We start from the raw sequence: 21,215 nt of genomic DNA on the forward strand, positions 1-21,215 counted from the left end.
GCGCGGGGACGGCCCGGGGCGCGAGTGGCCCCGGAACCCCCCCGGCGGGGCCGGGAGCCCGCGCGCGGGGGGCGGAGGCGGCGCCGCGCCTCGGGGGAGGGCGGCGGGAAGGGGCCGCTGCTCTGGGGCAGCCACATGAGCAGCACCGCCACGAGCATCCCCACGGCGAGCACGGACAGCCCCGGGGTGCCGCGCACCAGCACCGGCACCCCGGCGATCACCCCCACGGTGGTGAGGAGCTCCCGGGCGCTCCTGACGCCCCGCCGCAACGGAAGGAGGAGGGCCAGCGTGAGGACGGCGAGCGCCCCGAGGAGCACGCCGAGCCCGATGAAGCCCGCACGTTCGAAATCCTGGAACGCCGCCGAGGTGGCGAACGTGGCGGCGGCGACCCCCAGGAGCACGCCGATGACCAGCCACAGCACCAGGGCGGCGCGCAGGGTGAACGGTCGCGGCGGCAGCGGTGCTGGGCGGGGCTTCACCGGGGCGCCGGTCAGCCCCGCGGGGCCACGGTGCCGGTGGAGGTCGCGGTGTCGTAGGAGTAGACCTCCGTACCGCCGATCCACACCTGCAGTGCCCGCTGCATGACGTCCAGCGGGTCACCGCTCCACAGCACCAGGTCCGCGTCCTTGCCCACGGCGAGGGAGCCGAGCCGGTCCGCGAGCCCGAGGACCTTGGCCGGGTTGATGGTGATGGAGCGCAGCGCCGTCTCGCGGTCCAGGCCCTCCTTGATCGAGAGGGTGGCCTGGTGCACCAGGAAGTTGATGGGGATCACGGGGTGGTCGGTGATGATCGAGATCTCCACGCCGGCCCTCGCGAGCTTGCCCGGGTTGGCGAGGGACCGGCCACGCAGCTCCACCTTGGACTTCGTGGTGAAGAGCGGCCCGATCAGCACCGGGATGCCCCGCTCCGCGAGGACGTCGCCGAGTAGGTGGGCCTCGGTGCCGTGGTCCAGCACGAGGTCGTAGCCGAACTCGTCGGCGATCCGGATCGCGGTGGCGATGTCGTCGGCGCGGTGGGCGTGCTGGCGCCAGGGGATCTCACGCCTGAGCACCATGGCGAGGGCCTCGAGGTGCGGGTCGCGGGCGTTCTCGTCGGCCTTGCCCAGGTAGTTCTGCGCCTTCATGAACGCCTCACGGATCACCAGTGCGGTGCCGAGGCGGGTGGAGGGCAGCTTGCCCTTCCCTCCGTACACCCGCTTGGGGTTCTCGCCGAGGGCGGACTTCAGCCCGCTGGGGGAACGCAGCACCATCTCCTCGAGGTAGCGCCCGTGCGTGTGGAGGGCGACGGCGAGCCCGCCGATCGCGTTGCCGGAACCGGGGTTCACGTTCACGGTGGTGACCCCGCCGGCGAGCGCGTCGTCGAACCCGGGGTCGTAGGGGTTCACGGCGTCGATCGCCCGGACGCCGGCCGTGTTGGGGTCGGTCATCTCGTTGGTGTCGTCGCCCGCTGCGCCCTCACCCTCCTCGTGGGTACCGAGGTGCACGTGGGCGTCCACGAAGCCGGGGAGCAGCCACTTGCCGGCGGCGTCGATCACGTGAGCGCCGTCGGGCACGGCCGCGGAGGCACCGAGGGCCGTGATGCGGCCGTCCTCGACCACCACGGTGCCGTCGAACGGCTCACCGTCGATCGGGACGACATGGGCGTTCGTGATGGCGATCAGCTGGGGGGAGGACATCGGTGGACGGACCTTTCGCAGGGGTGATTGATCCCAACATACCCGTCCACGCAGGGGTGCTCCGGAGCCGTGCGTACACTGGATGAGCCGTCCGGGGTCCTCGGAGCAGGTGATATCCGTGTGCCCGTCGGAAGGTCAGTATGAGTCGCCGCATCAGCCCCGGAGCCGTCCGCGTCCTGGGTCTTCTCGTCGCGGTGGCCGTGGCCTGGGTGCTGACGGACCGGGCGCTGACCTGGGGGAACTTCATCGGCCTCGACTTCCGGGTGTACCGGATGGGAGGGCAGTCCGTGGTGGACGGCGACGGCTCGCTCTACACGCGGTCCTTCGGTGAGGGCGAGGGCTCGCTCCTGTTCACCTATCCGCCGTTCGCCGCACTGGCGTTCACGTCCCTGACGCTCGTGAGCGCCGAGACCGGTTCCGTCCTGTTCGTCGCGCTGTCCATCCTCGTCGCCGCCGGAACCTCCCTGGTCCTCACCCGGTATCTCGGTGGTTTCCCGAGCATCCGGGCCGTCGTCATGCACCCCCGGGCACCGGGCTGGGCGATCGCGGGTACGGGGCTGATCTGCCTGCTCGGGCCCTGGCGCGAGACCATGGCGTTCGCCCAGATCAACATCGTCCTCTTCGCCATGATCGCCGCTGATCTCCTGTCCGGCCCCCACCGCAGGGCGCCCACGGGCCTGCTCACCGGGATCGCGGCGGGCATCAAGCTCACGCCTCTGGTGTTCGGCCTCTACTTCCTGGCGCGCGGGGAGTGGAAGCAGCTGTTCACCATGGCCGCGGGGTTCCTCGGGACCATCGCCCTCGGTTTCCTCCTCCTGCCCTCGGAGTCCGCGACGTACTGGCTGCAGATGCTGCGCGACACCGGACGGATCGGCGGCGAGGGCTACGTGGACAACTTGTCCGTTCGCGGCACCATCCTGCACTTCCTCGGCTCCGACTACCCCTCCACCGTGCCCTGGCTGATCATCACGGTCCTGCTGATCGCGGTCACGGCATGGGTGGTGCGGACGGCCACGCAGCGCGGGGACAGGTTCCTGCCCATCGCCGTGACGGCCCTGCTGATGCTGCTCATCTCGCCCATCTCCTGGTCCCACCACTGGGTCTGGATCGTCGTGGTCCTCGCGGTCCTCGCCGGACAGGCCGTCTCCCTCCCCGAAGCGGTGCGCTCCTACAGGCGGGCGGCAGCCGTCCTGTGCGGGGTGACCTCGGTGGTGTTCCTCCTCTCGCCGAAGACCATCGGGCTGCTGCTCGGTGCCGAGAACCTGGACTCGCAGGAGACCACCGGCTGGCTGATGGCCTCGAGCGTGGGCGTGTTCTGCGCGCTGGCCGTCATCGTGTTCTGGGCGCTCCTCTCCCGGCTGCCCGCCTCCCTGGTCACGCCCGTCGCGGTGCCCACCGCGGACGGCGCGTCCGCGGAGGGGACGGCGTCCGGAGACGCACGGCAGGACGATCCGGTCCGCGACGACGCCGAGCCCGGCTCCCGCCACCGCTGATGGTTCCCGCATCCCGGCGGACGCTCGTGGCACCCGTCGGCCGTGCGCGCGTCACCGCCGGGTGCGCCGCCGCACTCGTCCTCCCGCCCCTGCTGGAGGCGGCGGTGTTCTCGGTGGGGAGCTCCCTGCTCGCCGTCGACGTCCTGTTCCCGATCGCCGGTGTCATCGCGGTCGCCCTGATCGGGGGGCTCTGGCCGGCCCTGCTCGCCGCCCTGTGGAGCAGCATCATCCTCAACTACACCTCCACCGAGCCGTTCGGCTCCCTGGAGATCTCCGAGGCGGAGAACGTCGCCACGGTCCTGATCTTCATCGCGGTGGCGGTGACGGTGTCCCTCGTGGTCGGGCTGTCCGCACGGCGCTCCCGCGAGGCGGCGATGGCCCAGCAGGAAGCCGCACTGCTCGGCGACCTCGCGCGGGGCGTGCTCGCCGAGGAGGACACGCTGCAGGGCTTCCTGCGGCACGTCCAGGCGCAGTTCGACGCCGACGCCGTCGCCCTCTTCGGCGCTGCGGCGGACGCCGGACCCCGTCCTCGGGAGCCCGAGGGGGAGGCGGCGGCCGAGCGCAGGGCGTTGGCCGTCCGGCCCGGCTCCACGGACGATCCGCTGGGTCGACCACCCACCCGGCCGGCACCGGGTGGGCCGCGCCGACCCTCCGGCGGAGGGGAGCTCGCCGATCCCTGGCCGCTCACCGCGGCGACCGCCGTCGAGCCGGTGGAGGACGACGTCGTGCTGGCCCTCTACGGCCGCTCCCTCTCCGGCAGGGAGCGGGGCCTGCTGCGCGCGTTCGCGGGGCAGCTGCGTGCGATGCTGCAGCGCCAGGAACTCCTCGCCAGCACGCGGACCAACCGCAGGCTCGTCGAGGGCAACGTGATGCGCACGGCGATCCTGCGCTCGGTGTCCCACGATCTCCGCACACCGCTGGCCGGGATCAAGCTGGCCGTCAGCAGCCTCCGGCAGTCGGAGGTCACCTTCTCGCAGGAGGACGAGGGCGAGCTGCTCGAGACGATCGAGGATTACCCCGACCGCCTCGATGCCCTCGTGAACAACCTGCTGGACATGTCGCGTATCACCGGTGACGCCGTCAACGCGCACATCCGCCCGCTGACCTGGGCCGAGGTCGTCGGGCCCGCACTCGCGAACGTGCCGGCAGGCCGCGTCCACGTGTTCATCCCGCCGAACCTCCCGGCCGTCGACGCCGATCCGGGACTGCTGGAGCGGGTCGTCGCGAACATCGTCGAGAACGCCGTGAAGTACGCGCCGGACTCCGCCGTCGATGTCACGGCGTCCGTCGGCGGGACCGGCCGGGCCCTCGCCAACGGCTTCCCGGCCGGTGAACTCCGCGTGGTCGACCACGGGCGAGGCGTCTCCCGCGAGGACGTCACGGCGATGTTCCACCCGTTCCAGCGCCTCGACGACGCCCCCTCGGGCGCCGGTGTGGGCCTCGGACTGGCCGTGGCCAAGGGCTTCACCGAGGTGATGGGCGGGGAGCTGGACGCGGAGGAGACCCCCGGTGGCGGATTGACCCTCGTGATCCGCCTCCCCCTCTCCACGGGAGCGGAGGTGCAGCGATGACCCGCGTCCTGGTGGTGGACGACGAACCCCAGTTGCTGCGGGCGCTCGAGATCAACCTGCGGGCGTACGGGTACGCCTGCGTGACGGCGGTGGACGGGGAGACGGCGCTCGCGGCGGTGGCGGAGCACCACCCGGACATCGTGGTGCTGGATCTGGGCCTCCCGGACCTCGACGGCGTGGAGGTGATCCGCCGCATCCGCGGCTGGTCGCAGGTCCACGTGATCGTGCTCTCGGCGCGGCACGGTTCCCAGGACAAGGTGGACGCCCTCGACGCCGGCGCGGACGACTACGTGACCAAGCCGTTCGGGCTCGACGAGCTCCTGGCCCGGCTCCGCGCAGCCGCCCGGCGCGCAGGGTCGGAGGTGTCCGCCCCGGTGATCACCACCGGGCACTTCACGCTCGACGCGGGTGCCCGCCGCGCGGTCAGGGAGGGCGGCGAGGTCCGGCTGACGCCCACGGAGTGGAAGATCGTGGACCGCCTGATCGCCCGGCCCGGGCAGCTGGTGTCCCAGCAGCAGCTGCTGCTGGATGTCTGGGGCCCGGCGTATGCGAAGGACGTGCAGTACCTCCGCGTGTACCTGGCGCAGCTGCGGAAGAAGCTGGAACCAGACCCCGCGCACCCGAGGTACTTCGTGACCGAGAGCGGCATGGGCTACCGCTTCGACCCGTGAGACCCGTATCGACCCGTGCCGACCCGTTGTGGCGTGACCGCCGCGCCGTAGGATGGGCGCCATGACCACTGGTACCGTCCTGGCCGTCTGCGCCGTGCACGCACTCCTGCCCACCCAGGATGCCACCGGCGTCACCGCCATCGACAAGCGCGCCGTCGAGGGTCCGGTGAAGGTGCACCCGTTGGGGCTGACCGGCGACATCCAGGCCAGCCGCAAGCACCACGGCGGTCCCACGAAGGCCGTCTACGCGTACTCGCAGCAGGACGCCGACTTCTGGACCGATCGGCTGGGGCGCGAGGTGACTCCCGGACTGTTCGGTGAGAATCTCCGCGTGGCGGGCGTCGATGCCTCCGCCGCGGTGATCGGGGAGCGGTGGCAGGTGGGGGACGAGGTGGTCCTCGAGGTGACCATGCCGCGCACGCCCTGCGTGAACTTCGCCCGGTACCTGGGGGAGAGGTCCTGGGTGAAGCGCTTCGCGGAGGCCAACCGTGTGGGCACCTACCTGAGCGTGGTCACCACGGGAACCATCACCGCCGGGAACGCGATCCGGGTGACGGAGGTCCCCGAGCACGGTGTCACCTCGGCGGACGTCTACGCCGGGCTCGGCGAGGAGAAGGCCACCCGGTTGCTCGACGCCGAGAGCGCAGGCGTCCTGAAGCTCACACCTCAGGTCCGCAAGCGCGTGCTGCAGGCACTGCGGACGCCCGCACCGGCCTGACGTGCCGAACGCCACACCGCGGATGGGGCCCCGCGAGCGGTACGGCGTTCCCGCGTAGCGTAGACTGGGAACATCCCCCACACCGGTAGTCCCGTTATTTCCGCCTCTCGAGGCCGGATAGGTTGTGTTGGGGCTCGGAGCACAGACTCACGAGCAGATTCATCAGGGAGCGCCGGCGAAGAAAAGTCACACATCACTGCTGAGAGAGCAGCGAGACACGTGTGGCAGGAGGTCCGGCCCCGGGATTGAAACAGTGCCGAACTTCCATGTTCATCGGCACTGCGGGCTCCAGATCCGTCAGGCCGTCCGGCACCTACCTGGAGGATTCCCCCATGCCTGAAAACCTGTCCGAGCAGCTCACCGACACCATGCCCGTCTCCGAGGCGGCAGCACCGGCTGCACAGTCCGACGACGACGGCGTGGACATCCGCTTCACCGACCTCAACCTCGACGGCCGCGTCCTCGCCGCCCTCACCGACGTCGGTTACGAGAAGCCCTCACCCATCCAGGCCGCCACGATTCCTGCGCTGCTCGACGGCCGCGACGTCGTCGGCCTGGCCCAGACGGGAACCGGCAAGACCGCCGCGTTCGCGATCCCCGCACTGTCCAAGATGGCAGAGCTCGCCGACGTCAACGGCGGGCCGAGCAAGTTCACCCAGGTGCTGGTGCTCGCACCCACCCGTGAACTCGCCCTGCAGGTGGCGGACGCGTTCACCTCCTACGCCAAGCACATGGACGGCTTCACCGTCCTGCCCGTCTACGGCGGATCCCCCTACGGCCCCCAGCTCCAGGGTCTGCGCCGTGGCGCACAGGTGGTCGTGGGCACCCCCGGCCGCGTGATCGACCACATCGAGAAGGGGTCGCTGGACCTCTCCAACCTCGAGTACGTGGTGCTCGACGAGGCCGACGAGATGCTGCGCATGGGCTTCGCCGACGACGTCGAGAAGATCCTCTCCTCGACGCCGGACGAGAAGCAGGTTGCCCTGTTCTCGGCCACCATGCCCCCGGCCATCCGCCGGATCGCGAAGAAGTACCTGAACGATCCCGCGGAGATCTCGGTCAAGGGCAAGCCCACCACGGGTACCAATCCCCGCCAGCGCTACCTGCAGGTGATGGGCCCGCACAAGCTGGACGCCATGACGCGCATCCTCGAGGTGGAGGACTTCGACGGCATCATCGCCTTCGTGCGCACCAAGGCTGCCACCGAAGACCTGGCGGACAAGTTGCGTTCACGGGGCTTCTCGGCAGCGGCCATCAACGGTGACATCCCCCAGCAGCAGCGTGAGCGCACGGTCGAGGCCCTGCGCGACGGCAAGATCGACATCCTGGTCGCCACGGACGTGGCCGCGCGTGGGCTCGACGTCGAGCGCATCTCCCTCGTGGTGAACTACGACATCCCGAACGACACCGAGTCCTACGTGCACCGTATCGGCCGCACCGGCCGCGCGGGGCGCTCGGGTGATGCGATCCTGTTCATGACGCCGCGGGAGAAGTACCTGCTGCGCTCCATCGAGAAGGCCACGCGCCAGCCGGTCGAGCAGATGCAGCTCCCGTCCACCGCGAAGATCAACGAGCTGCGCCTGGCCAAGTTCGCGGACAAGATCACGAAGACCCTGGCCGGTGAGGACGTGGCACTGTTCCGCGACCTCGTCGCCACGTACGAGCGCGAGCACGACGTCCCCGCAGCCGAGATCGCCGCGGCACTGGCGGTGATGGCGCAGAACGGTCAGCCCATCCTCGTCCAGGACATCCCGGTGGCTCCCGCCGGCCAGCGCGAGCGGTCCGAGGGTCGCAAGGACGCCTTCGGGTCCCGTGGCCCCACGCGCACGCTCACCGAGGGCAACGCCACCTACCGCATCGCGGTGGGGCGTCGCCAGCGCGTGATGCCCGGCTCGATCGTCGGCGCGATCGCCAACGAGGGCGGGATCTCCTCCGCGCAGATCGGCGGCATCGACATCCGTGCGGACCACAGCCTCGTGGAACTGCCGGCCGACCTGTCCAAGGACCAGCTGCGGGCCCTCTCCCGCACCCGGATCGGTGGCGAGCTCATCCACCTCGAGCTCGACAAGGGCCGCAAGCCCGCGGGCACCCGGGGCTCCGGCGACTTCAAGAAGCCTTTCAAGAAGGACTTCCAGAAGCGCGACGGCGATTCCCGGTTCTCGGGCGACGCCAACCGCAAGCCGCGCTCCGCGAAGGGTGCCGGAGCAGGCTCGGGACGCTCCAACGCGCAGTCCGAGCAGTGGTAGTAACGGACTGAATCGCCCCTGCCGGACCCGCGCTCAGCGTGGGTCCGGTGGTGCGTCCGGGGCCGTCCGTGAGGGTGGCCGGCGATTTCGCACTAGCGGCGGGGAACTGGTAAAGTTTCTTGCTGTTGCCCCCCTAGCTCAGTGGTAGAGCGCGTTCTTGGTAAGAACGAGGTCACCGGATCGATTCCGGTGGGGGGCTCACAGATGAGGAGCCCGTATCGATCAGTCGATCGGTGCGGGCGGCCTCATTTGGGGCGGTGTAGCTCAGCTGGTTAGAGCGCACGACTCATAATCGTGAGGTCCCGGGATCGAGTCCCGGCACCGCTACCCTGCAGCACAGGAAGGCCCCGGAGCTTCGGCTCCGGGGCCTTCCGCATGTCCCGGGGAGGGCCGGGTTACGGTGATCCGGTGGGAGATGTCCGTCGCGCGGGTCGATCGTTGCTGCTGGTCACCGTCCTTGCCCTCGCCTCCTGTGCCTCGCAGGACGGGAGCGGTAACGCGTTCCCGGGAGGTGCCGTGCCCGACTACCAGCTCGGCGGCGCCTACGAACCACCCGCGGATGTCGGTGTGGTGGTGCGCGACGCCTCGGACGAGCCGGCGGAGGGTATCTACTCGATCTGCTATCTCAACGCCTTCCAGACGCAGCCGGGGGAGGAGCGGTCCTGGCTGGCCGCGGACCTCGTGCTGGAGGTGGACGGCGAACCGGTCACCGATCCGGACTGGCCCGACGAGTACCTCCTGGACACCGGCACGGACGCGAAGCGCGCGGCCGTCGCGGATCGCATCGGGACGGCGATCGATGGATGCGCGGACAGCGGGTTCGACGCCGTCGAACTGGACAACCTGGACTCCTACCTGCGCTCCGAGGGGCGGCTCACCCTCGATGACAACGTAATGCTGGCGAGGACGCTGGCCGAGCGGGCCCACGACCTCGGGCTGCAGGTGGGTCAGAAGAACGCCGCGGAGGAGTCCGCGGCACTGCAGGACGCGGGCTTCGATTTCGCCGTCGCCGAGCAGTGCGTGGAGTTCGAGGAGTGCGACGCCTACACGGACGTCTACGGGGAGGCAGTGCTGGCCGTGGAGTACCCGGAGGAATCGGGCCTCCCCGACCCGTGCGCCGTGGACGGCAGGCCCGCCTCGACGGTGCTGCGGGACCTCGAGCTCGTCACCCCCGCTGACCCCGGGTACCTCTACCGGGCGTGCTGAGGGTGCCGGTCCGGCTCTGCACCCTCCCCGACCCGGACGGAGACGGCTGCGTCAGGCTGATTCACCCGTGACGTCATTGGCGCTCGGGCTGTCGATCAGCGTGCCGCCGAGCGGTTCGGTGTGCCAGGATTCCAGGGCCCACCCCTGCTCCGATGATCCCGTGAGCACGCTCATGCCCGTGTTCTTGATGCTCAGCTCCCGCGCCGCGTCCGGGTCCATACCGGTGACGACGGCGGTGAACGCGCGGATCGCGGCGCCGTGCGAGACGACGGCCACCGTCTCCTCCGTACCGTGCTGCTCCTCGATGGTGCTGATCGCATCCCCGTACCGGGCGAGGAACTGCTCGCCCGTCTCCCCGCCGGGCATCCGTACCGAGGTGCGCCCCTGCATCCACTCGAGCACGCACTCCGCGTACCCCCGGACGGCCTCGGGGTCGTCGCGTAACTCGAGGGAACCGGCGCCGATCTCCTCGAGACCCGGGAGCACCCGGGCCTCGAGACCACGTGCCTCGGCCAGCGGGGCGACCGTGAGCTGCGTGCGCACCAGACGCGAGACGTAGAGGGCGCCCAGCTCCTCCTCGAGGGCGCCGGGAACGGCCCGGGCCTGCGCCCCACCGAGCGGGGTGAGCCCGGCCCCGGGGTACGCCGTGTCCAGGACCCCGCGGACGTTGTTCGGGGTCTGGCCGTGGCGGATCAGCAGCAGTCTCATGGCCTCCAGCCTAGGGCTGTCACCTCCCCGGCGCGGTATCGAGGAGCCCCGACGGGGAGCGTGCATAGGACGCGATGACCCTGGGGTCAGCGGGTCCGGACCGCGCGGAGGACGGCGTCGGAGACCGTGAACTCCCCGCCGTCGGCAGTGCGCTCCTGCCGCGGACGGACCTCGCACACCTGGACGTCCCAGGCCTCAGGATCCAGCAGGGCGGCGATCTCCTGCGGCGTGTAGAAGAGCTCGGGCTGCGGTGGGCGGCGCGTCCCGGAGTGGAGGTCGGACGGATCGTGGGCGCCGACCAGGAAGGTGCCGCCGACGCCCACGAGCCCGGCCAACGAGCCGAACACGCGGGACCGCTCGGGCTCCGGCAGGTGCAGGAACCAGGTGGTCACCAGATCCAGGTCCCGGGGGAGCCCGGGTTCGGAGAGCAGGTCCACCTGCCGCCAGTCGAGGCGGGCGGCGACGTCGGCCTCCAACTCAGCCGTGTGCTCGCGCGCCCGGGACAGGGCCACCTCGGAGACGTCGATCCCGAGGACGTCCCAGCCGCGGGACGCGAGCCAGATCGCATCCGCGCCCTCCCCGCACCCGACGTCGAGCGCCCGCCCGGGTGCCAGCCCCTCGCCGAGGTCCACGAGCTGCCGGTTCGGCCGGCCGCTCCAGATCCGTGTGCTCTGCCGGTAGCGGCTGTCCCAGAACTCCTGCGTGTACTCAACGAGCACTGGAGGCTCCTTCCCGGACCGTCGCCCCGGGGACGGACGTGCCCGGGGTTTCATCATGGAGCCCGTGGCGTCGTACGCCAAGGACGCGCTCGCACACCTCGGCCTCCTTGGACGCCGAGAACGGGCCGCGGTACCCCTCCACGGCCCAGGCGGTCTCCTCCTCGACGAGCTGCGCGTTGATCAGTGCGCCCACCAGGGTCCCTTCCGCCGCCGCCACGATCACCTGGGCGGAGAGGTTGGACACGTTGCCGGCCACGTGGACGCCCGGGACGGACGTGGAGCCCAGAGGTCCCGGAGGAATCACGGAGCCCATGCCCGACGGGTGCGCCTCGAGGGTGAGCCCGAGCGGTTCCAACAGGTGGCCTCGCGCCTCCATCCGGGTGCCGACGGCGAGGGCCTGCAGCTCGAATGCGCGTCCACCGTGCAGGGTGACACCCGTGAGGACCCCGCCCACCGCGTCGACCGAGGAAACTGCTCCGTCCACCACCCGGACGGAACGGGCCGCCAGCTTCTCCCACTCCTCCTCCGTGGGCGTCACCGTGTCGTTCAGGAAGAGCGTGACGTCCTCGGACCACTGGCGGAACAGGAGGGCCTGGTGCACGGACAGCGGGCCCGTGCCCAGGACACCGATGCGCTGCCCGCGGATCTCGTAGCCGTGGCAGTACGGGCAGTGGACCACGCCGCGGCCCCACTGCTCGCGGAGGCCCGGGAGGCCCGGCAGGCCGTCGGTGAGGCCGGTGGCCACCAGGATCCTGCGGGCGGTGAAGGAGCGTCCGTCCGCCAGGTCGACGTCGAACCCTCCGCCGGCGGCACGTCGCAGCGAGGACGCCTCACCTCGGAGGATCACCGCGCCGTAGGACTCGGCCTCGGCGCGCCCTGCGGCGAGCAGCTCGCCGGGGCCGACGCCCTCACGGGACAGGTACCCGTGCACGCCCTCCGCGGGTGCGTTGCGGGGTGCGCCGGCGTCGATCACGAGGACCGGGCGCAGGGCCCGGGCCAGGGTGACCGCCGCGCTGAGACCGGCGGCACCCCCGCCCACGATGACGACGTCGTACTGGCTCTGCTGGTTCTCGGTACCGGACGGCATGGTGCTCCTCCTGGGAATGGCTGATGATCCAAGGATCGAACGGGTGCCTCGAAACTGGCAATTGTATTTGCCACTCTGGCAAAATGGGTGCATGACCACGGATCTCACCGGTGTGCTCGACGCAGTCGGCCCCCGGCTGCGTGCGCTGCGCACCCAACGCACCCTGACCCTCGGGGAGGTCTCGGCGGCATCCGGGGTCTCCGTCAGCACGCTCTCCCGGCTGGAGTCCGGTCAGCGCCGCCCCAATCTCGAACTGCTCCTGCCCATCGCGCAGGTGTACGGGGTGCCGCTCGACGACCTCGTGGGAGCGCCGGCCACGGGGGACCCGCGCATCCACCTCCGCCCCGTCGAGTACGCAGGCGTCACGGCCATCCCCCTGACGCGGCGTCCCGGTGGCGTGCAGGCGTTCAAGATGGTGCTGGCCGGTGACGCCCGGGGCAGTGAGCCGGACCAGCAGGTCCACGAGGGCTACGAGTGGCTCTACGTCCTCAACGGATCACTCCGCCTGGTGCTGGGGGACAAGGACTTCGTCCTGAAGCCCGGCGAGGCGGCGGAGTTCGACACCCGCACCCCGCACTGGTTCACGAGCGCCGACGGCAACCCGGTGGAGCTCATCAGCCTCTTCGGGCAGCAGGGCGAGCGCATGCACGTCCGGGCCCGGCCGAAGCGGCCCTGAAGCCGCCTCGACCACGGCGGCGGGAAATACTCAGCTTGCTTATCAGTTGCAGGGTTCCTAGGCTGGAATCTGTACCGCAGCCACGCTCTACGCAAGGGAGATCAGCATGTCCGAACACGACATCTCAGGCAAGAAGGTCGCATTCCTCCTCACGGACGGGGTGGAGCAGATTGAGCTCACCAGTCCCTGGGACGCGGTGAAGCAGGCCGGCGGCATCCCCACCCTGGTGTCCCCGAAGACCGGCAGCCTCCAGGGCTTCGAGGGCATGGACAAGGGGGACACCTTCGAGGTGGACCTCGCCGTCGCCGACGCGAAGGCCGACGACTACGACGCCCTGGTGCTCCCCGGTGGTGTGGTCAACGCCGATTTCCTCCGTGTGGACAAGGACGCCCAGGCCTTCACCCGCGCCTTCTTCGAGCAGCACAAGCCCGTGGCCTCCATCTGCCACGGACCGTGGATCCTCATCGAGGCCGGCGTGATCAGCGGACGCGACGTCACCTCGTACCACACGCTCGCCACGGACCTGAGGAACGCCGGCGCCAACTGGAGCGACGACGAGGTGGTGGTGGACCAGGGCCTGGTCACGAGCCGCAACCCCTACGCCCCCCCCGCCTACAACGACAAGCTGCTCGAGGAGATCGAGGAAGGCCCGCACGAGGGCCAGCCCGTCTGATCCTCGGGCCGCAGCGCAACGGCCCGGCACACCCGGACGGGGTGTGCCGGGCCGTTGCGTATCCCGCGGCCAACACACCGGCCCGCCTGGATCGGCGGCGTGGTCAAGTCCCCGGCGATACGACAGGATCGGACCATGACACCCCTGCCCTTCCCCGTCCAGCCGATGCTCGCCAAGGCGGTCACCGCGGTCCCCGCGCCGGACAGCGTGCCGGGTGGCCTGGTCTACGAACCCAAGTGGGACGGTTTCCGGGCGGTGGTCCGGATCGAGGACGGCGCGTGCGAGATCGGCAGCCGCGGCTCGAAGCCCCTCACCCGGTACTTCCCCGAACTGGTCGAGGCGCTCCTGCAGAACCTGCCGGAGCGGTGCGTGCTCGACGGCGAGATCGTGGTGCGCCGCGGTGAACCCGGTGCCGAGCGGCTGGACTGGGACGCCCTGTCGCAGCGGATCCACCCCGCTGAGAGCCGCATCCGGGCGCTCGCCGGGCAGACACCGGCGTCGTTCATCGCCTTCGACCTCCTGGCCCTCGACGAGCACGATCTCCTCGGGCTCCCCTTCGCGCAGCGGCGTGAGGCGCTGGAGGGGATCGGCGTCGGCTTCGATGCCCCGGTCCACCTCTCCCAGGTGACCGACGACGTCGAGCTCGCGCGCCGCTGGCTCGTCGAGTTCGAGGGCGCGGGGCTGGACGGCGTGATGGCCAAACCGCTCACGGCGGTCTACGAGCCGGGTAAGCGGCGCATGCTGAAGGTCAAGCACCACCGCAGCGCGGACACCGTGGTGCTCGGGTACCGCGTGCACAGGAGCGGCGAGGGCGTGGGCTCACTGCTGCTCGGTCTGTACGACGACGCCGGGCAGCTGCGGAACGTGGGCGGCATCTCCGCGTTCTCGGACGCGCGCAGGCGCGAACTCGTCGAGGAGCTCGAGGTCGACGTGCTGCGCGACGACGACGGCGAGGTGGTGCACGGGGAGACCGAGCGCAACCGTTTCGCCAAGGACGTCTCCTACGTCGGTCTGCGGCCGCGGCGCGTGGTGGAGGTCCGCTACGACCAGATGGAGGGAGACAGGTTCCGGCACACGGTGCAGTTCGAGCGGTGGCGCCCGGACCGCGAGGCGAGCTCCTGCACCTTCGACCAGCTGGACCTCCCGGCAGCCTACGATCTCAGCGAGGTGCTCCGTTGAGTCCGGCAGCGCACGACGCCGCTGCCCCCGGCGCATTCCGTACCGCCGACCCGGCGGCGGGCCGTACCCTCCTGTGCTCCGGGGTGTCCTGGTCCGGGTCCCACCCCGTGGCGAGGCTGCGCCTGACGCCGGTGGGGACCGTGCCCGGAGCGGATCCGGAGGCGTCGTCGGATCTCGTGCTGGAACCCGGCACCAGGCTCTCCTTCGAGATCCGGGGCACGGGGAAGTACTGCCTGGGATTCCGGCGGATCCGCGGACGCGACGACCACGAGTCCGTCCGGTGCGCGGACGAGGCCGGAGCGGAGCGTGGCACGCAGTGCGCACGCTGCTTCGCCCAGGACGACGCCCGCCACATGCATGACATCCACCGCTCGGGCATCGCGCCGGCCGGGCTGAAGCGCTATCTCGACCAGACGCACTGGCTGTATGTGGCGACCTTCGCGGACGGCGCCAGCAAGGTGGGGACCGCCGTGGACGGGCGCAAGCGCACGCGGCTCGTGGAACAGGGCGCCGTCGTCGCCCGGTACGTCGCACGCGCCGACGACGGCCGTGTGGTGCGCGTCCTGGAGGACGAGGTCACCCGTTCGGTGGGCCTCCAGCAGGCGGTCCGCTCCACCGCGAAGGCCGCCGCGCTGTGTGCGCCGCTGCCACCCGAGCAGCTGGACCGGATCAACGAGGGCTTCACCCTGGGCACCCGTGGACTCCTGCAGGGCCTGAACATCGAGGGCTACGCGGTGGTGCAGGAGGAGTTCCGCCCGCCGGCGTCCTGGCGGGACGTCCTCGCGCACGAAGGCCTGCAGCCCTACCCGGAGAACCTCACGCGGGGCAGGCACGGCATGACCGTGCAGCACCTCCTCGGGTCCTCCGCCCTGGTGTCGATCGACGGCACCGACGTGGCTTTCATGGCGGATCTGGGGCAGCTCAAGGGCAGACGGCTGGTGCGGGGCGACTTCAGCACACCGGTGCCCGCCGTCCAGGAGGCACTGTTCTGAGTGACGGCGGTAGAATCGGACCATGCTGAACACGCCGTGGGAGACCGGTTCCGACCTGTACCGCAAGCTGGTGGTCACGGCGCTGGTGATCACGGCGATCGGCATCCTCGTCGCCGTGATCGGTGCGGCGACCGGCCGTGGCGGCATCGTCTACACCGGCATCCCCATCATCGTGCTGGGCATGCTGTGCCACGTCGCCGGGATGGTGATCCGCTCCCGTGATCTCCGCCGCCGCCTGAAGAACCAGGACCGCACCACCCGCATTTCGTGACATCCCGTCACCGATCCCGAGCAGTCCACCCGGAGGAACCATGACCATCGATCCGACCCTGCAGGGGCGCAGCTACCCCGCAGGAGACATCTACTCCGTGGGACGGGAGGCCATCCGTGACTTCGCCCGTGCCGTCAAGGCCACCCACCCGGTCCACTACGACGTCGCCGCCGCGACGGCGCTCGGCCACAGCGACCTGGTGGCACCGCCCACCTTCGCCATCATCGTGGCTCAGCGTGCGGACGCCCAGCTCATCGAGGACCCGAGCGCGGGGATCGACTTCAGCCGAGTGGTCCACGCGGACCAGCGCTTCGTCCACCACCGGGCCATCGTTGCCGGGGACCAGCTCGTGGCCGAGCTGCACGTGGACTCCGTGCGGGCCATGGGCGGCGGCGCCATGATCACCACGCGCGCCGAGATCTCCACGGTGGACGGCCGACCCACGGCCACCACGACGTCGTCGCTCCTGGTACGCGGAGAGGATCAGTAGACCATGGCACTTCCCTTCGACACCCTCGAGGTGGGTCAGCAGATCGGGTCCACCACGGTGACCATCACCCGGCAGGATCTCGTCCGGTACGCCGGCGCCTCGGGGGACCTCAACCCCATCCACTGGAACTCCTCCTTCGCGGAAGGGGTGGGCCTGCCCGGTGTCATCGCCCACGGCATGTTCACCATGGGTGCCGCCGTGCAGCTCGTGAGCGACTGGGCGGGGGACCCGTCCGCGATCGTGGACTACCAGACGCGCTTCACCAAGCCCGTGGTGGTGGCTGACACGACGGCCACCCCGGGTGAGCCGGGGGCCGGGGTGGACGTGGTGGGGGTGATCGGGGCCCTCGACGCCGAGCGGTCCACCGCGCGGGTGGATCTGACGGTGAGCGTCGACGGCGCCAAGGTGCTGGTCAAGGCCCAGGCCGTGGTGAAGCTGCCGTGACCGCCACGGGGACGGAGACCGGGACAGCCGGTGCCGCAGTGCTGCTCGCGGACCTGACCACCACGCGCGTGGGCGGTCCGGCCGCACGACTCGTCGAGGCGTCCACCGAGCAGGAGATCATCGCGGCCGTGCGCGCGGCGGACACCGCCGGTGAGCGGCTCCTCGTGCTCAGCGGCGGATCCAATCTGCTGATCGGGGACGAGGGATTCGACGGCACGGTGGTGCACATCACCTCCACCGGGTTCACCGTGAACGACGACAACGCGACGTGCGGCGGCGTGATGGTCAAGGTCCAGGCGGGCCAGGACTGGGACGAGCTCGTGGAGTACACGGTGCTGCACGCCTTCTCGGGATTGGAGGCCCTCGCCGGCATCCCCGGTTCCACCGGGGCCACGCCCGTGCAGAACGTGGGTGCGTACGGCTCCGACGTGTCCCAGACCATCGCCACGGTGCGCACCTACGACCGCGAGACCGGCAGCACCAAGAGCTTCACCAACTTCGAGCTGCAGTTCGGGTACCGTGACTCGCTGCTCAAGCGCGCCACGGTGGACGGGTCGCCCCGCTACGTGGTGCTGACGGTCGAGTTCCAGCTCGGGCTCGGCCGCATGAGCAGGCCCGTGAAGTACGCCGAGCTGGCCCGTGAGCTCGGGATCGAGGTGGGGGCGCGGACGTACGCGAACGACGTCCGCCGTGCCGTGCTCGCCCTGCGTGCCGGGAAGGGCATGGTGCTCGACGCCCCGGACCCGGACACCTGGAGCACCGGCTCCTTCTTCACCAACCCGATCGTCCCCGCGGACGTGGCGGACACCCTGCCCGAGGACGCACCACGCTATCCGTCCGGTACGGACGGGGAGGTCAAGCTCAGTGCGGCCTGGCTGATCGAGCACGCAGGCTTCGGCAAGGGCTTCGGCCTGTCCGACGACGCCGGCAATGCAGTGGCCGGCGGGCGGGCCTCGCTCTCCACCAAGCACACCCTCGCCCTGACCAACCGGGGCGGGGCGAGCGCCACCGATCTGCTGGCCGTGGCGCGGCTGGTGCGCGACGGCGTGGAGAGCACCTTCGGCATCCGGCTCGAGGCGGAGCCGCTGCTCGTCAACTGCTCCCTCTGACCGTCCCGAGGGCGTGATCCCGGCCTCCGCGCTGCGGTGCGGGCGGGCGGCGCGCCTGCTCGACGGCGACGCGCGTCAGCACCACGTCCTGCCGGCTCTCCTCGCCGCCCACGAGCTCGCGCGAGCACAACCACTGCACTAGGCGCGACGTGATGCTGATCTGGGCGAGCCGGTCGTGGACGTCCGGGAGGAGGTGACGCGGTGCCAGGAAGTGAGGGAGGGCGTGCAGCAGCTCACGCGCTCCCACGACCGTGGTGTACGCGGCGGTCGGGGAGAACTGGCGTTCCAGGGCCATCAGCTCCTGGTCGATCGGACCCAGCAGTGCTGCTCCTTCCTCCTCGAGGTACACCCTGAGCTGCTGCCGGACGCGCTCGTACCGCAGGAAGCTCTCCGGATGACTCCCGGAGGGGTTCGCGGCGAAGAAGCGCCGGAGGACGGTGTCTGCGTTCGCGGGATCCATGCGCACATCCTGCCGCCGGGCACCGACCATTTGCACCAACCATTTGCGGTGTCCGGGGGCCAGGGAACACTCCGGGACACACGTGCTGCTGCGGTGTCGGTGGTACTGCTTACAATCGGACTTTCGTGTACTTCTCCCCGGGCCCGTGCCCGGTGCAGGAGTGTCCCTGTGGATCAGGAGGAATCTTCGTGACAGAGCATCGAGCCGCACAGCCATCAGGTCCGGCAGCCGGTCTCCTCCGTGCAGTGTTCGATGCCACGGACACGCCCCTCGTCCTCATGGACCCCGAGCTCATGATCCTCGCCGTGAATGCCGGCTTCGTGCGCAGCACGGGCGTCCCGGCAGCGCGGCTGGTGGGCCGGCATGCCTTCGAGGCGTTCCCCGAGAACCCCGAGCAGTTGCCGGAGCGGCCGGCCGACACCGTGCGGCAGTCGCTCGAGCGTGTACTGCGGACGGGGCAGCGGGACACCATGTTCATCCAGCGCTACGACATCCCGGACCCGGAGCGGCCCGGGAAGTACTCCGTCCGGTACTGGAGTCCGGTGAACAGCCCGGTGTTCGACGACGACGGTGAGCTCGTGGGCGTGCTGCACGAGGTGATGGACGTGACCGAGCAGCGCGAGGACCTCATGAGCCTCTTCGCCGTCATCGACGCCGACGCCGTGGAGGGTGGCCCCGAGCGCGCCCGGCGGTTCACCGAGTACGCCGCCACGGCCATGGCGCACTCGAACCTCTACCATTCGGCGCAGAAGGAAGTGAAGCAGCTGCAGGAGGCGCTGGGCTCCCGTGCGGTGATCGACCAGGCCAAGGGGATCATCATGGCCCAGCAGCGCTGCAGCAGCGACGAGGCGTTCGCACGGCTCACGCGGCTCTCGAACGACACCAACGTGCGGATCCGCGACGTCGCCTCGGCGCTGATCTACCAGGCCGGGGCTCCCGCCGGCCGGGCTGCGGACCCGCTACCGGACGTGGTGTCGGAGAATACCCCGTCCTAGAGGTTCCCGGTGGCGATCATCAGTGCCCGGCGGAGCGGTTCGGCCGCACCCCACAGCAACTGGTCGCCCACGGTGAAGGCGCTGATGTACTCGGGGCCCGGCTCCAGCTTCCGGATCCGGCCCACGGGTACCTCCAGCGAACCGGTTGCAGCCACGGGGGTGAGACCGGCCAGGGTGTCCTCCTTGGTGTTCGGGATCACCCGCACCCAGTCGTTGTCCGCCGCGATGATCGACTCGATCTCGGGGACCGGCAGATCCTCGGTCAGCTTCAGGGTCAGCGCCTGGGAGTGCGAGCGCATGGCACCCACCCGGACGCACAGGCCGTCGAACGGGATGCGGGTGCCTGAGTTCGAGTCCGTGCCGAGGATCTTGTTGGTCTCGGCCCCGGCCTTCCACTCCTCCCGGGACTGCCCGTTGCCGAGGTCGCCGTCGATCCACGGGATCACGGAACCCGCGAGGGGTACACCGAACTGCGAGGCGTCGAGGCTGGGGTGGCGCTGCTGGGCGAGGATCGCGCGGTCGATGTCCAGGATGGCGGAGGCGGGATCGTCGAGGTTCCTGGCAACGCTGCCGTGCAGCGCACCGAACTGGGTGAGGAGTTCGCGCATGTGCCGTGCGCCTCCCCCCGAGGCCGCCTGGTAGGTCATGGAGGTGCCCCACTCCACGAGGCCGTTGCGGAACAGGCCCCCGAGCCCCATGAGCATGCAGGAGACGGTGCAGTTGCCGCCCACGAGGTCACGCACCCCGCCGGCCAGTCCGGCGTCAATGGCGTCCCGGTTCACGGGGTCCAGCACGATGATGCTGCTGTCCTCCATGCGCAGCGTGGAGGCGGCGTCCAGCCACAGACCGTCCCAGCCCGCCGCGCGGAGCTTCGGGTAGACCTCCCCGGTGTAGTCGCCGCCCTGTGCGGTGACGATGATCGGGAGCTTCGCGAGCGTGTCGACGTCGTAGGCGTCCTGCAGCGTGCCTGCACCGTCCGCGAACTGCGGCGCCTCGCCGCCGGCGGCCGATGTCGAGAAGAACACGGGGTCCACCCGCGCGAAGTCGCCCTCCTCCTGGAGACGCTGCATGAGGACCGAGCCCACCATGCCGCGCCAGCCCACGAAACCGACGGAGGGGATGCTCGAGTTCTCGGAGATGGGAGTCATGCGCTCCAGTCTAGGCAGGAGGCACCTGCAGACACCGATTCGTGACGGCGGGGCGCCCTTCCGCCGAGGTGATCAGGTGTCCGCCGACGCGCCGTCCTGCTTCACCCAGAGGCTGATGCGGTAGCGGGTCCCCTCGGTGGACTCCAGCCACCCCGTCTCCGGGGTCAGGGCGGCCAGCGCCCACTCGGTGCCGAGGGTGGGGGCGAGGGTGTCGCCTCCTTCCGCGGACTCCACCACGGTGACCAGGGCCGCGTTGGCGTGGGGCATGGCGTCCGCGTACACACGTCCGCCGCCGATCACCCAGATCTCCTCCGCACCCGGTGCGGAGCGTGCGGTCTCCAGCGCGGCCTCCAGCGAGCGGACGACGACGGCGCCCGGCAGATCCGTGACGGAACCCGAGATGACGATGTTGGTGCGCTCCGGCAGGGGCCTGAACCTGTCCGGGAACGATTCCCAGGTGCGGCGGCCCATGATCACGGGGTGGCCGGCGGTGGTGGCCTTGAAGTGGGCCAGGTCCTCCGGGACGTACCAGGGGATGCTGCCGTCGCGGCCGATCACGCCGTCCTCCGTCTGCGCCCAGATCAGGCCGACGACGGGCCGGGGGCCGACGGCGCCGGGGCCGCTCCGCGGGTCCCTATACACCTCTGGCGCTGCCGCCGGACGCTCGGGGTGAGGTCCGCGCGG

The 21,215-nt window shown here is 70.5% G+C and carries 23 protein-coding genes and 2 tRNA genes; 17 read left to right on the forward strand and 8 right to left on the reverse strand.

Annotated elements, in window-relative coordinates; translation table 11 throughout:
* Both AC792_RS14180 and AC792_RS14185 read right to left on the reverse strand, forming a co-directional pair.
* Nucleotides 1-479 (reverse strand): hypothetical protein (locus AC792_RS14180; protein WP_200903418.1); only part of this gene is annotated, 479 nt, incomplete at its 3' end.
* A gap of 11 nt (nt 480-490) precedes the next feature.
* A complete protein-coding gene (locus AC792_RS14185; RefSeq protein ID WP_049831150.1) occupies nt 491-1,675 on the reverse strand; it encodes an amidohydrolase in 1,185 nt (394 codons plus the stop codon).
* Nucleotides 1,676-1,815: 140 nt separating this feature from the next.
* On the opposite strand from AC792_RS14185, the gene AC792_RS14190 reads away from it, so the two are divergent.
* The 8 genes from AC792_RS14190 to AC792_RS14225 all read left to right on the forward strand — a co-directional run bounded on the left by AC792_RS14190 (nt 1,816) and on the right by AC792_RS14225 (nt 9,580).
* Nucleotides 1,816-3,168 (forward strand): glycosyltransferase 87 family protein, encoded by a 1,353-nt coding sequence (locus AC792_RS14190; RefSeq protein WP_049831151.1) that lies wholly within the window; start codon nt 1,816-1,818, stop codon nt 3,166-3,168.
* A complete protein-coding gene (locus AC792_RS14195) occupies nt 3,168-4,739 on the forward strand; it encodes an ATP-binding protein (RefSeq protein ID WP_152916246.1) in 1,572 nt (523 codons plus the stop codon). The genes AC792_RS14190 and AC792_RS14195 overlap by 1 nt, the downstream gene beginning before the upstream one ends.
* Complete coding sequence (locus AC792_RS14200; RefSeq protein WP_049831153.1) at nt 4,736-5,410, forward strand: response regulator; 675 nt, start codon at nt 4,736-4,738, stop codon at nt 5,408-5,410. The genes AC792_RS14195 and AC792_RS14200 overlap by 4 nt, the downstream gene beginning before the upstream one ends.
* 61 nt (nt 5,411-5,471) lie before the next feature.
* On the forward strand, nt 5,472-6,128 hold the full coding sequence (locus AC792_RS14205; protein WP_049831154.1) for an MOSC domain-containing protein: 657 nt from the start codon (nt 5,472-5,474) through the stop codon (nt 6,126-6,128).
* A gap of 332 nt (nt 6,129-6,460) precedes the next feature.
* Nucleotides 6,461-8,374: a DEAD/DEAH box helicase gene (locus AC792_RS14210; protein WP_049831167.1), complete on the forward strand. Its 1,914-nt coding sequence runs from the start codon at nt 6,461-6,463 to the stop codon at nt 8,372-8,374.
* A gap of 127 nt (nt 8,375-8,501) precedes the next feature.
* Nucleotides 8,502-8,573 (forward strand) — tRNA-Thr (locus AC792_RS14215).
* Nucleotides 8,574-8,627: 54 nt separating this feature from the next.
* Nucleotides 8,628-8,701, forward strand: a tRNA-Met gene (locus AC792_RS14220).
* 81 nt (nt 8,702-8,782) lie between these two features.
* The gene (locus AC792_RS14225) at nt 8,783-9,580 is read left to right on the forward strand and encodes an endo alpha-1,4 polygalactosaminidase (protein ID WP_235436796.1); all 798 of its coding nucleotides are present in this window, start codon (nt 8,783-8,785) and stop codon (nt 9,578-9,580) included.
* A gap of 51 nt (nt 9,581-9,631) precedes the next feature.
* Here AC792_RS14225 and AC792_RS14230 read toward each other — a convergent pair whose 3' ends face one another.
* The 3 genes from AC792_RS14230 to AC792_RS14240 form a co-directional block, all read right to left on the reverse strand.
* Nucleotides 9,632-10,288 carry a histidine phosphatase family protein gene (locus AC792_RS14230; protein WP_049831156.1) on the reverse strand — a complete coding sequence of 219 codons (657 nt, stop codon included), beginning with the start codon at nt 10,286-10,288 and terminating at the stop codon, nt 9,632-9,634.
* A gap of 86 nt (nt 10,289-10,374) precedes the next feature.
* Nucleotides 10,375-11,007, reverse strand: coding sequence for a class I SAM-dependent methyltransferase (locus AC792_RS14235; protein ID WP_049831157.1), 633 nt, complete (start codon nt 11,005-11,007; stop codon nt 10,375-10,377).
* Complete coding sequence (locus tag AC792_RS14240) at nt 10,997-12,094, reverse strand: NAD(P)/FAD-dependent oxidoreductase (RefSeq protein ID WP_082177773.1); 1,098 nt, start codon at nt 12,092-12,094, stop codon at nt 10,997-10,999. The genes AC792_RS14235 and AC792_RS14240 overlap by 11 nt, the downstream gene beginning before the upstream one ends.
* A gap of 91 nt (nt 12,095-12,185) precedes the next feature.
* Here AC792_RS14240 and AC792_RS14245 point away from each other — a divergent pair, with 91 nt between their 5' ends.
* The 8 genes from AC792_RS14245 (at nt 12,186) to AC792_RS14280 (ending at nt 17,928) form a co-directional block, all read left to right on the forward strand.
* Nucleotides 12,186-12,770: a helix-turn-helix domain-containing protein gene (locus tag AC792_RS14245; protein WP_049831158.1), complete on the forward strand. Its 585-nt coding sequence runs from the start codon at nt 12,186-12,188 to the stop codon at nt 12,768-12,770.
* Between the two features lie 106 nt (nt 12,771-12,876).
* Nucleotides 12,877-13,443, forward strand: a complete 567-nt coding sequence (locus AC792_RS14250) for a type 1 glutamine amidotransferase domain-containing protein (RefSeq protein WP_049831159.1) — start codon at nt 12,877-12,879, stop codon at nt 13,441-13,443.
* A 135-nt stretch (nt 13,444-13,578) separates the two neighbouring features.
* Nucleotides 13,579-14,622 carry an ATP-dependent DNA ligase gene (locus AC792_RS14255; protein ID WP_049831160.1) on the forward strand — a complete coding sequence of 348 codons (1,044 nt, stop codon included), beginning with the start codon at nt 13,579-13,581 and terminating at the stop codon, nt 14,620-14,622.
* The gene (locus AC792_RS14260) at nt 14,619-15,614 is read left to right on the forward strand and encodes a DUF2797 domain-containing protein (RefSeq protein WP_235436797.1); all 996 of its coding nucleotides are present in this window, start codon (nt 14,619-14,621) and stop codon (nt 15,612-15,614) included. The genes AC792_RS14255 and AC792_RS14260 overlap by 4 nt, the downstream gene beginning before the upstream one ends.
* Nucleotides 15,615-15,636: 22 nt before the next feature.
* Entirely contained in the window at nt 15,637-15,885 is a 249-nt protein-coding gene (locus AC792_RS14265) for a hypothetical protein (protein ID WP_049831161.1), read from the forward strand.
* 40 nt (nt 15,886-15,925) lie between these two features.
* Nucleotides 15,926-16,375, forward strand: a complete 450-nt coding sequence (locus AC792_RS14270; protein ID WP_049831162.1) for an FAS1-like dehydratase domain-containing protein — start codon at nt 15,926-15,928, stop codon at nt 16,373-16,375.
* A 3-nt stretch (nt 16,376-16,378) separates the two neighbouring features.
* Entirely contained in the window at nt 16,379-16,819 is a 441-nt protein-coding gene (locus AC792_RS14275; RefSeq protein ID WP_049831163.1) for a MaoC family dehydratase, read from the forward strand.
* Nucleotides 16,816-17,928 carry a UDP-N-acetylmuramate dehydrogenase gene (locus tag AC792_RS14280; RefSeq protein WP_082177774.1) on the forward strand — a complete coding sequence of 371 codons (1,113 nt, stop codon included), beginning with the start codon at nt 16,816-16,818 and terminating at the stop codon, nt 17,926-17,928. Before AC792_RS14275 ends, AC792_RS14280 begins: the two co-directional genes overlap by 4 nt.
* Here the strand turns inward: AC792_RS14280 and AC792_RS14285 are convergent.
* On the reverse strand, nt 17,912-18,388 hold the full coding sequence (locus tag AC792_RS14285; RefSeq protein ID WP_049831164.1) for a hypothetical protein: 477 nt from the start codon (nt 18,386-18,388) through the stop codon (nt 17,912-17,914). The two genes, AC792_RS14280 and AC792_RS14285, sit on opposite strands and share 17 nt — an antisense overlap.
* A 188-nt stretch (nt 18,389-18,576) precedes the next feature.
* Here AC792_RS14285 and AC792_RS14290 point away from each other — a divergent pair, with 188 nt between their 5' ends.
* Nucleotides 18,577-19,383 (forward strand): ANTAR domain-containing protein, encoded by an 807-nt coding sequence (locus AC792_RS14290; RefSeq protein WP_152916248.1) that lies wholly within the window; start codon nt 18,577-18,579, stop codon nt 19,381-19,383.
* Here the strand turns inward: AC792_RS14290 and asd are convergent.
* Nucleotides 19,380-20,531, reverse strand: a complete 1,152-nt coding sequence (asd, locus tag AC792_RS14295) for an aspartate-semialdehyde dehydrogenase (RefSeq protein WP_082177775.1) — start codon at nt 20,529-20,531, stop codon at nt 19,380-19,382. The two genes, AC792_RS14290 and asd, sit on opposite strands and share 4 nt — an antisense overlap.
* 72 nt (nt 20,532-20,603) lie before the next feature.
* A partial coding sequence (locus AC792_RS14300; protein WP_326948342.1) for a dihydrofolate reductase occupies nt 20,604-21,215 on the reverse strand: 612 nt, incomplete at its 5' end.

The sequence above is a fragment of the Arthrobacter sp. RIT-PI-e genome, from assembly GCF_001187915.1.
Classification (GTDB): Bacteria; Actinomycetota; Actinomycetes; order Actinomycetales; family Micrococcaceae; genus Arthrobacter_D.

Bases quoted from the DNA above. Each gene is read 5' to 3' on its own strand.
- AC792_RS14185 (WP_049831150.1), bottom strand. From the start codon at position 1,675: ATGTCCTCCCCCCAGCTGATCGCCATCACGAACGCCCATGTCGTCCCG.
- AC792_RS14190 (WP_049831151.1), top strand. From the start codon at position 1,816: ATGAGTCGCCGCATCAGCCCCGGAGCCGTCCGCGTCCTGGGTCTTCTC.
- AC792_RS14195 (WP_152916246.1), top strand. From the start codon at position 3,168: ATGGTTCCCGCATCCCGGCGGACGCTCGTGGCACCCGTCGGCCGTGCG.
- AC792_RS14200 (WP_049831153.1), top strand. From the start codon at position 4,736: ATGACCCGCGTCCTGGTGGTGGACGACGAACCCCAGTTGCTGCGGGCG.
- AC792_RS14205 (WP_049831154.1), top strand. From the start codon at position 5,472: ATGACCACTGGTACCGTCCTGGCCGTCTGCGCCGTGCACGCACTCCTG.
- AC792_RS14210 (WP_049831167.1), top strand. From the start codon at position 6,461: ATGCCTGAAAACCTGTCCGAGCAGCTCACCGACACCATGCCCGTCTCC.
- AC792_RS14230 (WP_049831156.1), bottom strand. From the start codon at position 10,288: ATGAGACTGCTGCTGATCCGCCACGGCCAGACCCCGAACAACGTCCGC.
- AC792_RS14240 (WP_082177773.1), bottom strand. From the start codon at position 12,094: ATGCCGTCCGGTACCGAGAACCAGCAGAGCCAGTACGACGTCGTCATC.
- AC792_RS14245 (WP_049831158.1), top strand. From the start codon at position 12,186: ATGACCACGGATCTCACCGGTGTGCTCGACGCAGTCGGCCCCCGGCTG.
- AC792_RS14250 (WP_049831159.1), top strand. From the start codon at position 12,877: ATGTCCGAACACGACATCTCAGGCAAGAAGGTCGCATTCCTCCTCACG.
- AC792_RS14255 (WP_049831160.1), top strand. From the start codon at position 13,579: ATGACACCCCTGCCCTTCCCCGTCCAGCCGATGCTCGCCAAGGCGGTC.
- AC792_RS14265 (WP_049831161.1), top strand. From the start codon at position 15,637: ATGCTGAACACGCCGTGGGAGACCGGTTCCGACCTGTACCGCAAGCTG.
- AC792_RS14270 (WP_049831162.1), top strand. From the start codon at position 15,926: ATGACCATCGATCCGACCCTGCAGGGGCGCAGCTACCCCGCAGGAGAC.
- AC792_RS14275 (WP_049831163.1), top strand. From the start codon at position 16,379: ATGGCACTTCCCTTCGACACCCTCGAGGTGGGTCAGCAGATCGGGTCC.
- AC792_RS14285 (WP_049831164.1), bottom strand. From the start codon at position 18,388: ATGGATCCCGCGAACGCAGACACCGTCCTCCGGCGCTTCTTCGCCGCG.
- asd (WP_082177775.1), bottom strand. From the start codon at position 20,531: ATGACTCCCATCTCCGAGAACTCGAGCATCCCCTCCGTCGGTTTCGTG.